Raw genomic sequence first — 12,237 nt, forward strand, 5'->3', positions numbered from 1 at the left:
AACTGGCGAAATTGGCTAATTAACCACCTGTGATGAAGTTCGAGCAGGCGGTCGTGGTGGTGCCCGCGCACAACGAGATCGACAATTTGCCGCGCAGCCTGTCCGCGCTGCTTGCGACGTCGATGAGCGCGCAGATGCCGGTATTGATCGTCGTTGTGCTCGATTCTTGCGACGACGGGAGCGATCGCCTCATCGGGCGGTACGGCCCCAACGTGCACTTCATCTCGACCGACGCGGCCAACGTCGGCGCCGCCCGCGCCGCCGGGTTCGAGTACGCGCGCTCGGTGTGCACCGACGTCGAGCCCGCCCGCACCTGGTTCGCCACCACGGACGCCGACACCATCGTCGGCAGTCGGTGGCTGTCGCAGATGACGCAAGCCGACGCCGACATGGTGCTCGGCACGGTGCGCATACCGGTGTGGCGGCTCCCCGCCGAGGTGGCCCGCCGCTACCGAGCCGCCTACAACTCGAAAGGTCCGGGCCACGATCACGTCCACGGCGCCAACATGGGCTTCCGGGCCGACGCGTACTGGGGTGTCGGCGGGTTCCGTGCCCTGAGCACCGGTGAGGACGTCGACCTCGTCGAGCGATTCGAGGCTGCGCACCTGAGCATCCATCGGGACGCAAAGCTCACGGTGGCGACTTCGGCACGCGAAGACGGACGCGCCCCCGGCGGATTCGCCGCCCACCTTCGCGAGCTGGCTCGGCCACGGCGCAAGGTGCGTGCCCAGACATGACAAGTGGACTGCTCAGCCGATGGTTGGATGCCGGAGCGTTGGAGCTGCCGTTGCCCGGCGGCGGCGAAACGGCGCGACGTTGGCACCGCCTCGCCGAGCTGGCCGAGGTCGACGTGGTGGCGGCCCGCCTCGCCGAAGCTCATACCGACGCGGTCGCGATCATCGCCGAACTCGGCGGATATGAATCGAAATCCGGTGAGCTGTACGGTGTCTGGGCGGCAGAGTCACGCGACGCGGTGCTGAGCGCGCACGGCGACGGCGGATCGACGTCGTTGAACGGCACGAAAGTGTGGTGCTCGGGAGCCGGGCTGTGCACGCATGCTCTCGTCACCGCGCGACTCGACTCCGGCGAGCGCGGACTGTTCGCCGTCGATCTGCGGCACGCCGGGGTACGGCCCTTGCCGAGCGGGTGGCGTAACCCCGGGATGGCCGAATCCGATACCCGCTCAGTGCAATTCAGTGATGTACCGGCCACGCCGGTAGGCCGGCCCGGTGAGTATCTGTCGCGGCCCGGGTTCTGGCACGGCGCGATCGGCGTCGCAGCATGCTGGCTGGGCGGGGCACGCGCCGTCGCCCGGCCACTGTATGCCCGCGCTGCACAGGATTCCGTCGACCCTCACACCCTGGCGCACCTGGGCGCTGTGGACGCCGCACTGGCCGCCGGCGAAGCCATGCTGGACAGCGCGGCGGCCGCGGTCGACAACGATCCGTTGAACCGTAAAGGTGCGGCCGAGATGATCGCGCGACGCACGCGAGCGGTGATCGAAACCGCGGTCGAGGAATCGATCGCGAGAACGGGTCGCGCTCTGGGCCCGACGCCGCTGTGCCAGGACGCGCAGCACGCGAAACGCGTCGCCGACCTGACGGTTTACGTGAGGCAGAGCCACGCCGAGCGCGATCTCGAGCGGCTGGGCGTGCTGGCGGGAGCCGAGCTATGACTGTCGCGAATGTCGACAACTGCGCGCGCTTCGCCGCGAGGCCCCTCACCGACGTTGGTACGCCGACGGAGGAGTGGCTCGATGCGCTCGCAGATGTACCCGAACTGGACCTTGGTGGCTGTGACGAAATCATCGTCGTGGCAGCGCATCCCGACGACGAGACGCTCGGATTCGGTGCGTCGATGGTCGCCCTCGCCGAACGGGGGGTGCGGGTACAGGTCGTCGCCGCCAGTGACGGTGGAGCCTCGCGTGATGGCATAGGGCTGTTGGAGCGTCTGCACCTGGAACGCGTCCGTCGCGCCGAACTCCACGAAGCCATGTCGGTGCTAGGGGTCCCCGCGCCGATCTGTCTCGGCTTGCCCGACGGTGAGCTGAGCGATCACGAGGAACGGCTCGCGGACCTGCTGACCGAGATTCTGGCGCCGAGGACGAACCGGACGTGGATCGCGGCGACGTGGCGTGGCGATGGACATCCCGACCACCAGGCCGTCGGCCGTGCCGCGGCGACCGCCGCGCACCGCTGCGACGCGGTGTTGCTGGAGTATCCGATATGGATGTGGCACTGGGCCACACCCGGTGATATCGCCTTGCCATGGAATCGGGTGCTTGCCATGCCGATCACTCCACACGCTTTCGACCGCAAAACGGCGGCCGTGCGGTGTTACCGCACACAGGTCGAGCCGGACGGTGCCGATGCGCCGCTGCTGCCGTCGTTCGTACTACGGCGGCTGCTCGCCGTCAGGGAGGTGGTGTTCTGATGCCCACTCGGCTATCGACCGGGTATTTCGACCGGATCTACTCCGAGTCCGAAGATCCGTGGCAGCTCGGAGGGCGGTGGTATGAGCAACGAAAGTATGCGATCACCTTGGCGCTGTTGCCCTATCGGCGCTACCGCCATGCTTTCGAACCGGGCTGTTCGATCGGTGTGCTCACCGAACAACTCACCACACGGTGTGATCACGTCACGAGCACCGATATCGCGAGTGCGGCGCTGGACGCCGCGCACCGACGGCTGATCGACGCGGGCCGACGCCAGAACGTGACGCTGCTTCGCAGGTCGGTGGACGACCCGTGGCCGCAGGACGGATTCGATCTGGTGGTGCTGTCCGAGCTCTGCTACTACCTGCATCCCGAGGTGCTACGCGACACCCTGGACCGCGAGATACCCCTGTTGAGGCCCGGCACGACGGTCGTCGCCGCGCACTGGCGTCACCCGGTGGCCGAATACCCGATGACGGGGGACTACGCGACCGACGTCATCGCCGCGACGTCTGATCTGCATCACCTGGGCGGATACCGCGACGCGGACGTGATCGTCGAGGTATTCGATACCGGTTCCTCGAAATCGGTGGCCGCGCGGACGGGTGTGCCGGGGGCTTAGCCACGCGCGCGAACAGCCTTGTCGGCCAATACTTCCCGCTCCCGCTCGTTGTCGGTCAATCCGGCGGCGCGATCGAACTCGTCGGCAGCCTCGGCATTGCGGCCCAGCCGGATGAGGAACTCGCCGCGCACGCTGGGCACCAGGTACGAGCCGTCGAGACCGGTCAAGCCGTCGACGATCGCCAGCGCCTCGGCGGGGTCGCCGGCCATCGCCACCGCGACGGCACGGTTGAGGTGGACGACGGGCGACGGTGATACCTGGACAAGCCCGTCGTACAGCATGACGATGTGTTTCCAGTCGGTGTCACCGGCCGTGGGTGCGGTGGCGTGGCATTCGGCGATTGCCGCCTGCAGGCCGTACGAGCCCCAGCCGACACCCTTGCGCCGCAACGCGTCTGCTGATCGCTCCAGTGCCGCCACGCCGCGCCTGATCTGCGCGCGATCCCACCGGGCCCGGTTCTGAGCCTCCAACAGGATCGGCCTGCCGTCGCTGTCGGTGCGGGCCGCGAATCGCGACGACTGGAACTCCATCAGCGAGACCAGGCCGTGCACCTCTGGCTCGTCGGGAGCCAGCGCGGCGAGCACACGGCCCAACCGCAAAGCCTCACTGCACAGTTCGTCGCGGATCCAGCGCTGTCCGAACGACGCCGAATAGCCCTCGTTGTAGATGAGGTAGATCACCGACAACACAGCCGACAGGCGCTGCGGGTACTCCGAGCGGTCCGGCACCTCGAACGGCACATTCGCTTCGGACAGGGTCTTCTTCGCGCGGGTGATGCGCGCGGCGATCGTCGCCTTGGACGTGAGGAAGGCGCGGGCGATCTCCTCGGTCGTCAGACCGCCGACGACACGCAGAGTCAGCGCGATCTGACCCTCGCGGGAGAGCACGGGGTGCGCCGAGATGAACACCAGACGCAACACGTCGTCGTCGATGTGGTCGGGATCCCACGCCTCGGGGGAGTCCTGGTCCTGCGTCTCCAGTTCGTGCGCCAGCACGGCGTACTTGGCGTCGAGGTTCTCCTGACGCCGCCACTGGTCGATCGCCTTGCGTTTGGCCACCGCGGTCAACCAGGCGCCGGGGTTGCGCGGCACACCTGAGGCGGGCCATTGGGTCAGTGCGTCGAGGAGCGCCTCTTGCGCCAAATCCTCCGCGAAGCCGACGTCGCCGACCATCCGCGTCAACGTCGCGACGATCTTGGCGGCCTCCATCCGCCACACCGCGTCGACGGTCTGCTGGATGTTCGACACCCCACCATTCTGCCGAGGACGGGGAAAACGCTCCGACACGCCGCAGAAATGGCGGCCTCTGCCGCTGTTCGCGCAGGAGAGTTGACGGTGATGACGCACCGACTCGTGACCGCTTACCGGGAAGGCCGGAAGGCCTACCCGCAGAGGATCGCGAACCCGTACGCGGGTATCGGGGACCGGACCGTCGCGCGGATGTGGCGGATGGGCTGGCGGCGCGCCGCCGACGACAGTCGCGGTATCCCCAGTGAACGGGAGCGCATCGAGCGGTTGGCCGCCGAGATCGATGACCTCCTGGAGTAGCCGTCTCGAGGCTCTGCTCGCCCGGGAGGACCGCGTCATCGTCGGCATCACCGGGTCGCCCGGCGCGGGCAAGACGGCGTTGGCGCGTCAGGTCGCGTCATCAATTGATGACGCGGTGCACGTCCCCATGGACGGCTTTCACCTCGCGGACGCGGAGCTGCGACGGCTGGGCCGGCTCGATCGCAAGGGCGCGATCGACACCTTTGACGCGTACGGGTATCTCGCGCTGCTGCAACGCATCCGCCGAGGCGGCGAGGCTGTCTATGCCCCGGCCTTCGACCGCGATATCGAGCAACCGGTCGCGGGCAGCATCTGTGTGGAGCCGACGGCGAGGCTCATCGTGACCGAGGGTAACTATCTGCTCGATGACGACGAGCCGTGGCCGCTGGTGCGGCGCACGCTGGACGAGGTGTGGTTCGTGGACTGCGCACCCGATGAGCGTCGACGCCGGCTCATCGCGCGCCATGTCGAGTTCGGCAAGTCGCCCGAGCGGGCGCAGGCGTGGGTGCGCGCCATCGACGAGCCGAACGCCGAGCGCATCGACCGCGGCCGCGGTAGGGCCGACCTAGTGATCTAGCGCATCGCGAGTGACCGTGTTGGCACTGCGACACGCCGCTATTGGGCGTACAGAAGCGGTCGCTCGCGAAGCAACTCAGCCGATCGCGCGGTCCGCACCCTCCCAGAACTGTGCGCGCACCGCCTTCTTGTCCGGCTTTCCCAGCGCGGTCACCGGCACCGAATCGACGATGATCACCTGCTTGGGCGACTGCACCGAACCCTTGCGCTCCTTGACCGCCGACTGGATCTCGGCCGTCATCGTCGCGATCGCCGCCTCGTCGGACGGGGCATCGGGCCGCAGCACGACCACCGCGGTCACCGCCTCACCCCACTTCTCGTCGGGCGTGCCGATCACGCACACCTGCGCAACCGAAGGATGCTCTGCGACAACGTCTTCCACCTCGCGCGGGAACACGTTGAAGCCGCCGGTGACGATCATGTCCTTGGTCCGGTCGACGATGTACCAGAAGCCGTCCTCGTCCTCGCGGGCCAGGTCGCCGGTGTGCATCCAGCCGTCCCTGAACGTCTCGGCCGTCGCCTCCGGCTTGTTCCAGTAACCGCCGGACACCAGCGGACCGGACACGCAGATCTCGCCGACCTCACCCTGGGGCACCTGGTTTCCGTCGGCATCGAGCAGCGCGGTGCGCGCGAACACCGTCGGCCGCCCGCAGGACGTCAACCGTTTCTCGTCGTGATCGCCCTTGGGCAGGTAGGTGATGACCATCGGCGCCTCGGACTGGCCGTAGTACTGCGCGAAGATCGGGCCGAACCGGTCGATCGCCTCCTTCAGGCGCACCGGGTTCATTGCCGAGGCGCCGTAGTACACCGTCTCAAGTGACGACAGGTCGCGGGTGTGCGAATCCGGGTGGTCCATCAGTGCGTAGATCATCGACGGCACCAGCATGGTGGCCGTGATCTTCTGCTCCTCAATGGTTTTCAGCACCTCAGCCGGATCGAACTTCGTGAGCACCACCAGCTCGCCGCCCTTGATGATGGTCGGCACGAAGAAGGCCGCGCCTGCGTGCGACAGCGGCGTGCACATCAGGAATTTCGGACGATCGGGCCACTCCCACTCCGCGAGCTGAATGGTCGTCATGGTGGTGATCGACTGCGCGGTGCCGATCACGCCCTTGGGCTTACCGGTGGTGCCGCCGGTGTAAGCCATGCCACCGATGTGGTCCGGCGGCAGGTCAGCGGCGACCAACGGCTTCGGCGAGTACTTGGCGGCTTCGGCGGTGAGGTCCACGCCGACCTCGGCGAGTTCCTCGGGGACCGGGCCTATCGTCAGCACCTGCTTGAGACCGGGAACCTTCTCGAGCAACCCCTTGGCCCGCTCGACGAACATCGGGTTCGGGTCGATGGTCAGCGACGTGACGCCGGCGTCGTTGAGCACGTATGCGTGGTCGTCCAGTGAGCCGAGAGGGTGTAGTGACAGGCGTCGGTAACCCTGCGTCTGGCCGGCCCCCAGGATCATCAGCACCTCGGGCCGGTTCAGTGCCAGCAGCCCGCTCACCACCCCGGTGCCCGCACCCAGTGCCTCGAAGGCCTGAATGTACTGGCTGATGCGCTCTGCCAGCTGGCCGCCGGTCAGTGTGGTGTCGCCGAGGAACAGCACCGGCTTGTCCTTGTTGCGCTTCAGCGCGCCGACCGTGAGGTGCCCGGAATGGATGGGATGCCGCAGCAGCGCTGACGAGCGCTCGCGCGAGGAAGAGACTGCATCAGTGCTCATGCCTCCAGATTAGAACGTGTTACAGAAATGGTTTCAAGGGAACCCCGAACGGGCTTCTTCCGATCAGTGAGTGAGAAGAAGTTGCGCGAGGCGATTCTGACGCTGGCCCGCGAGCGGGCGCCGGCCAAAACCATCTGCCCGTCGGACGCGGCACGCGCCGTCGGGGGCGACGACTGGCGCGATTTGATGGAAGGCGCCCGCGACATCGCGCGAGACCTCGCGAGAGCCGGCGACGTGGAGATCATGCAGCGCGGCGAGGTGATCGACCCGGACGCACAGTGGCGCGGACCCATCCGGATTCGCGCTCGGCCGCGGTGACGTTCAGCAACGTGAATAGCTGGTTTCGCTGATTTGCTGTCGGCGCGTTTTTCGATGGGCTAGCGTGCGAATGTTCCACCCGGCGACACTGTAGGTATGGGCGAATTTGCTTTGGCGTCAATAACATTGGGCCTCGCATCGCCTTTCCTTAGCGCGAAGGAGCGAAAGATGAGCTGGACCAATGCCTCCCGTGTCGGCGGCATCGTGGCTAAGGGTGCTCTCGCCGGTGCGCTCATCGTCGTCGCCACGACGGGCGCGGCTGGCCCGGCGATCGCGATGCCCGTCTTCGGCGGAACGTCCATTGCGCCGGCACCGCTCCAGCCGCCCGGGCCACCGACCGGGCCAGACGATCCCCGATGCATCAGCCAGCCAACCAACCCCGTGTGCCAGGGCGGCCCCTATGCGCCGCCGCCTCCTCCCGCCATGGGGTCTCCGACCGGTCCAGGTGATCCTGCGTGCGTCAGCCAGCCTGCCAATCCGGTGTGCGCGGGCGGTCCGTACGGGCTGCCGACGCCGCCTCCACCTCCTCCGCCACCCCCGCCGGCACCCCCGCCGGCGCCGCCGGTCGCGCCGCCGCCCCTGGCGCCGCCGCCGGCGCCGCCAATCGCGCCGCCACCGATGGCGCCGATCGCACCGCCGCCGATGGCGCCGATCGCACCGCCGCCGATGGCACCGATAGCACCGCCTCCGATGGCCCCCGCGGGTATGGGCGGAATCGGCGGCCCGGCCGGCATGGGCGGAATCAGCGGCATGGGCGCCGGTATGGGTGGAATCGGTCATATCGGTGGCATGGGCGCCGGCATGGGCGGAATCGGACATATCGGTGGCATGGGCGCCGGCATGGGCGGAATGGGACATATCGGTGGCATGGGCGCCGGCATGGGCGGAATGCCCGGACACGTGTGACGAGAGGAACGGCATGACCATCACTCGCGAGCTGCCCGCGGCGATCATCCTGGCGGCAGGCGTGGCGATCGGATCGGCAGGTACCGCATCGGCCGACGGGCCTCTCCAGCCTTCACCGGGCGAGCTGAGCGGTACCTACACCTATGAGTCCGACACCGGCCGAGTCAACACATGGGTGATCACGCCGTGCGGTCCCGGATGCGCGGACGTAGCCGTCACGCCGGTCACCGACCCGAGGGTCGTCCCTTATGGGGGGCGGGCCCTGTTGAACAACGGGCGGTGGGACATGACCGTGCAGTACGTCCATGCGGTTCGATGCAGTCCACCCAATGACAACGTCACCGCCCCTGGCACAGTTGTGTTTTCGTTCGAGGCGGCGACGTTGGACGGCACCGCGGTCAACACGCAATCCGTCCCGGCGTGCGGCGATCCTGCCGGGGCCACCTACCAAAGCGGCTTCAGCCTGGCGAAAGTCGCGTAGGCACCACGAAGCAGCGCTGCCCGACCCCTAGGCAGCGCTGCTTCACAGCACGCCGGGCCGGCTCAGCGACTCGCGAACTTGTCGGCGTCCGCGCGCGCCTGCGCCGCGATCTTCTCGGCCAGTTCGGCCTTCCACTGGATCTCCTTCTGGACCCAAGGGTTGTCCTGCGGGAACTCCTCGGTCTCCGACACCCGGCGGACCTCGACCTTGACGCCCTTGCCGAGCGGGATCTTCTGAGCCCATTGCTTGGCTTCCTCCTTCGACGACACGTCGAGGATCCAGAACCCGTTGAACAGCTCCTTGGCCTCGGTGTACGGGCCGTCGGTGACCACGGGCGGGTCGGAGTTGAAGTCGACGACGAAGCCCTCCTCGGGCCCCGTCAGCCCCTCACCGGCGAGCAGCACACCGGCCTTGATGAGCTCCTCGTTGAAGCGGCCCATGTCTTCGATGACCTGGTCGAAGTCGATCCCCGCCTCCGCCATGGCCGCCTCGGCCTCGGCGCTGGACCGCATGATCAGCATGTAGCGCGACATTTTTGTCTCCTTCTAGTTGGGAAGGGGCTCGTTCCATCGTGCCCTCGTGCATACGTCGAACGGCAACCCACTGAAATCGACACGGACGACGAAAGAAACTCATCGAATTTCGGCAACAACTCTGAACTGGTGCGTTGCGGCTCAGAACCGGCCGGGTACGCGTCCTCGTTCGCGAATCCAGCCTTTACGGGCGGCGGGGTACCACTTGAGTGACGCCGGGACGTAGGGCCATCCGGCGCGGATGCCGGCACGAATGCCGCGATATCGGCGTTCGTCGCCGCGGCTCCACGAGATGCCGAACCGCTCGCGCACGGAGGCGGGCAGTCCGCCGAAGATGACCAGTCGCATGGGCGGCGCCAGGGCCATTCGCACCGGCAGGGTGGGCAGCAACGCGTCGGTCAGTGGCCGCAGTCGCGGATGAGAGGGATAGTCCGGCGACGCGCTCATGTCCGGTATCGCGCGCCGGTTGATGAATTCGATCAGGTAGGTCGACGCGGGGTTCGGCACCAGGACCTCGTCGCAGTAGCGCTCGACCTCGCGCTCGAAGACCGCCCGGTCCGGTGGCACGACTGTGCCGGTGACGCCGTAGCGGCGATACCACTCGCAGCCCTCGGCATAGAGCTGCTCGCTCTGTTCGGCGGTCAAGCGGTGGCGATCCCAGTGCAGCGCAAGACGATCGACCATTCGCTGAAATGTCGCGTGCGCCCACCAGAAAGTCTCCGGTTGCAGCGCGTGATAGCGACCCCCGCCGGGTAGCGAGCCCTTGATGTCGCGGTGGAAGTCGCGCACCTGTATGCCGGTCGACTCGGCCAGTTCGCCGTTGTAGATCGTTCCGAGGATTCCCGGGAGAGAACGAAAGACTCGGTCGACCGGATCGTCGAAGAAGTCGGAATGGTCGATCAGTCCCTGTCCGATGGCGGGGTGCATGGTCTGCAGGAGTCCCGCCGTGCCGCCTTCGAAGGCGATGCGCATATCGCCGGCCCATCGCCACAGCAGCGATTGCGGCCCAAGCGCGGGTGGCGCGGATCCGTCAGGCTTCGACACGTCAGAGGGCGAGTTCACCGACGTCATGCCTCTGCTCCCCGAAGTATTTCGCCAGCAGGGCGTCGCTCGTGCGCTCACCCCATCGCTCGAGGTAGGCCCGGCCCACCCGAGTGCGGGCGAGAAGTTGGTAGCGAATGCAGTTCTTGGCCACGATCGGGATGACCGCCCAGGGAATCGCCCGCGGTAGGTCGAGGTCGCGCATTCCCTCAGCACGCAGGAAGTACCGCAGCATGCTCAGTAGTCGGGCGCGGCGGTAGCTGCCCCGAAGGCCCGGCAAGTTCGGGTAATGCAGGTGGCGCTGCGCTTCGACGATCGCATTCGCCAGTGGGGGTCCGGCCGCGCTGACCGTCGATTGCGTGATGAGAAGGTGGTAATTGAGCCGGTGCTGTTGGGCCTCTGTCTCGCACAACCAGTCTTCATCAACCCCCATCAACCAGCCGACGTAGCGCCACAGGTGCATGATCGCCGCAGACTCGGATTTGCTCACCCGCACCCCGAGGAGGCGGATGCCCAGCAATAGAGCGCCGTTGAACAGGCCCAGTGTTGCGGCCTGGTCGGTCTGGTTGATTGGCAGGCCCCACTGGTCGATGTCCCAGCGGCCGTTCGTTTCGAATTGGTGATTCACCAGTGCGTGCATCAATCGGACGTGGACGGTGAGCTTGAAGCCTTCGCCGTCGCGACGCATGGCGTCATGCTGAGACACCGCGACCGCCCACTTCTGCGTCTCGGCCAGACGGCGGACCGTGGTGCGCCCGGTCAGACCTCCGGTCTCAACCAACAGATCGGTGGGACCGCCGAATCGATAGCCTCCGATCAGCGATAACTGCAGCATGACATCGGCGGCATTGGTGCCCAACCGTCGGTAGGCTGCCGCACCCTCGTTCATCAGATCCCAGTCCACCCAGGCGGGTACACGCTCAACCGCGGAGAAGAACTCGCGTAACGCGCCGGGGCAGTCGGGTACGGCGTCGACGCCGTGCTCGAGCGCTGCCTTGAACTGACCCATGGATACGCGGTCGCCGTCACGCTCGCTGCGCATCGCGGCGACCAGCGCTGCGCCGAGTTCGTCGCGCTCGAGCAACCGCTGGCCGATCAGGTCGATCAGTTCAGGATCCGGCCGCGCCGTTCTGGTGAGTACCTGCAGCGGACGCCCAAGACGACGATTGCGGCGGGGTGCCTCCATGAACCGACCGGGATGCAAGGACTGGGCTTGCTGTGCGACCATGACCCGATGTTCACACGAGCAATGACTCGCGTTCAATTCGCCTTCTGATGGCGAAGGTCGATCCCGCGCTGCGCCGGACGCCGCGCCAGGAGCGATCCCGGCTGATGGTCGACCGCATCCTCGACGCCGGTGAGCAGATGCTGATCGCCCACGGGTATGACGGAGCCTCCACCAACCGCATCGCCGCGGCCGCGGGAATCAGTCCGGGCTCGCTGTATCAGTACTTCCCCAACAAGGACGCCATTGCGGCGGCCGTGATCGACCGGTACAGCGATCAGTTGTCCGCCCGGGTCGCGGCGAGGGTGTCAGAACGACTCAGCCGGCCGGCGCCGGACTATGTGCGCGAGTCCATCGCCGCACTGCTGGACGCCCTCGACGTACACCCCGAATTTCTGCGGGCGGTCATGGAGCAGACTCCGCGCCTCGGTGCCGGGAGCAAGCTCGTCGCGTTCGAGCAGCGCATCGGCGACCTCACCAAGGCGTATCTGACCATCAACCAGAAACGGCTTCGGCCCGTCGGCTCGCATGACACGGCCGCGTGGATGCTGGTGCGCATGGTCGAGCACCTGTGCGTGCGGTTCGTCCTCGACCAGCCGCCGATCGGTCGCGACGAGTTCATCGACGAACTCACCACCATGGCGCTGAGTTATCTGCGTCCGTGGCCGACCCCGCCGCACGGCCGTCGGTGACGCCGCCCGAAACGCGAATTGAACGCGAGTCACCGCTCGTGTCAGCATGTGGTCGCCGCCTGGACGGCGGGCCCCAGCCGTACAAGAAGTAAACGAACATAACCGTACCTATAAGTATTGAAAGCTCCCCGGAGCGTCGGCCACTGGTCGT

Annotated in this window: 15 protein-coding genes; 10 read left to right on the forward strand and 5 right to left on the reverse strand. The window is 67.0% G+C overall.

What is annotated here, in order from left to right; genetic code table 11:
• Window positions 1-32: 32 nt before the first annotated feature.
• Genes G6N42_RS25730 through G6N42_RS25745 form a run of 4 tightly spaced genes read left to right on the forward strand, consistent with a single transcriptional unit; the run spans window position 33 to window position 3,056 of the window.
• The gene (locus G6N42_RS25730; RefSeq protein WP_163734698.1) at window positions 33-737 is read left to right on the forward strand and encodes a glycosyltransferase family 2 protein; all 705 of its coding nucleotides are present in this window, start codon (window positions 33-35) and stop codon (window positions 735-737) included.
• A complete protein-coding gene (locus G6N42_RS25735; RefSeq protein ID WP_163734700.1) occupies window positions 734-1,675 on the forward strand; it encodes an acyl-CoA dehydrogenase family protein in 942 nt (313 codons plus the stop codon). The genes G6N42_RS25730 and G6N42_RS25735 overlap by 4 nt, the downstream gene beginning before the upstream one ends.
• On the forward strand, window positions 1,672-2,433 hold the full coding sequence (locus tag G6N42_RS25740; protein WP_163734702.1) for a PIG-L deacetylase family protein: 762 nt from the start codon (window positions 1,672-1,674) through the stop codon (window positions 2,431-2,433). The genes G6N42_RS25735 and G6N42_RS25740 overlap by 4 nt, the downstream gene beginning before the upstream one ends.
• A complete protein-coding gene (locus tag G6N42_RS25745) occupies window positions 2,433-3,056 on the forward strand; it encodes an SAM-dependent methyltransferase (RefSeq protein ID WP_163734704.1) in 624 nt (207 codons plus the stop codon). Before G6N42_RS25740 ends, G6N42_RS25745 begins: the two co-directional genes overlap by 1 nt.
• Here G6N42_RS25745 and G6N42_RS25750 read toward each other — a convergent pair.
• On the reverse strand, window positions 3,053-4,264 hold the full coding sequence (locus G6N42_RS25750; RefSeq protein WP_163738267.1) for an RNA polymerase sigma factor: 1,212 nt from the start codon (window positions 4,262-4,264) through the stop codon (window positions 3,053-3,055). The genes G6N42_RS25745 and G6N42_RS25750 overlap by 4 nt on opposite strands.
• A 129-nt stretch (window positions 4,265-4,393) precedes the next feature.
• Here G6N42_RS25750 and G6N42_RS25755 point away from each other — a divergent pair, with 129 nt between their 5' ends.
• Both G6N42_RS25755 and G6N42_RS25760 read left to right on the forward strand, forming a co-directional pair.
• Window positions 4,394-4,603: a hypothetical protein gene (locus G6N42_RS25755; RefSeq protein WP_163690889.1), complete on the forward strand. Its 210-nt coding sequence runs from the start codon at window positions 4,394-4,396 to the stop codon at window positions 4,601-4,603.
• Window positions 4,587-5,180: a nucleoside/nucleotide kinase family protein gene (locus G6N42_RS25760; RefSeq protein ID WP_163734706.1), complete on the forward strand. Its 594-nt coding sequence runs from the start codon at window positions 4,587-4,589 to the stop codon at window positions 5,178-5,180. Before G6N42_RS25755 ends, G6N42_RS25760 begins: the two co-directional genes overlap by 17 nt.
• Window positions 5,181-5,255: 75 nt before the next feature.
• Here G6N42_RS25760 and fadD8 read toward each other — a convergent pair whose 3' ends face one another.
• Window positions 5,256-6,890 (reverse strand): fatty-acid--CoA ligase FadD8, encoded by a 1,635-nt coding sequence (gene fadD8 / locus G6N42_RS25765; protein WP_163734708.1) that lies wholly within the window; start codon window positions 6,888-6,890, stop codon window positions 5,256-5,258.
• Between the two features lie 66 nt (window positions 6,891-6,956).
• Here fadD8 and G6N42_RS25770 point away from each other — a divergent pair, with 66 nt between their 5' ends.
• From G6N42_RS25770 to G6N42_RS25780, 3 genes are all read left to right on the forward strand, one after another.
• A complete protein-coding gene (locus G6N42_RS25770; protein ID WP_232076322.1) occupies window positions 6,957-7,208 on the forward strand; it encodes a DUF3253 domain-containing protein in 252 nt (83 codons plus the stop codon).
• A 168-nt stretch (window positions 7,209-7,376) separates the two neighbouring features.
• Complete coding sequence (locus G6N42_RS25775) at window positions 7,377-8,114, forward strand: hypothetical protein (protein ID WP_163734712.1); 738 nt, start codon at window positions 7,377-7,379, stop codon at window positions 8,112-8,114.
• Between the two features lie 13 nt (window positions 8,115-8,127).
• Window positions 8,128-8,595: a hypothetical protein gene (locus tag G6N42_RS25780; protein WP_163734713.1), complete on the forward strand. Its 468-nt coding sequence runs from the start codon at window positions 8,128-8,130 to the stop codon at window positions 8,593-8,595.
• 62 nt (window positions 8,596-8,657) lie between these two features.
• Here the strand turns inward: G6N42_RS25780 and G6N42_RS25785 are convergent, their stop codons facing one another.
• From G6N42_RS25785 to G6N42_RS25795, 3 genes are all read right to left on the reverse strand, one after another.
• Complete coding sequence (locus G6N42_RS25785) at window positions 8,658-9,128, reverse strand: YciI family protein (RefSeq protein WP_163734714.1); 471 nt, start codon at window positions 9,126-9,128, stop codon at window positions 8,658-8,660.
• Between the two features lie 141 nt (window positions 9,129-9,269).
• A complete protein-coding gene (locus G6N42_RS25790) occupies window positions 9,270-10,199 on the reverse strand; it encodes an oxygenase MpaB family protein (protein ID WP_163734716.1) in 930 nt (309 codons plus the stop codon).
• A complete protein-coding gene (locus G6N42_RS25795) occupies window positions 10,174-11,397 on the reverse strand; it encodes an oxygenase MpaB family protein (protein WP_163734718.1) in 1,224 nt (407 codons plus the stop codon). The genes G6N42_RS25790 and G6N42_RS25795 overlap by 26 nt, the downstream gene beginning before the upstream one ends.
• A gap of 47 nt (window positions 11,398-11,444) precedes the next feature.
• Between G6N42_RS25795 and G6N42_RS25800 the strand changes: the two genes are divergently transcribed.
• Window positions 11,445-12,086 carry a TetR/AcrR family transcriptional regulator gene (locus G6N42_RS25800; protein ID WP_232076324.1) on the forward strand — a complete coding sequence of 214 codons (642 nt, stop codon included), beginning with the start codon at window positions 11,445-11,447 and terminating at the stop codon, window positions 12,084-12,086.
• Window positions 12,087-12,237: the final 151 nt, after the last annotated feature.

Source organism: Mycobacterium gallinarum (assembly GCF_010726765.1).
Taxonomy (GTDB): Bacteria; Actinomycetota; Actinomycetes; order Mycobacteriales; family Mycobacteriaceae; genus Mycobacterium; species Mycobacterium gallinarum.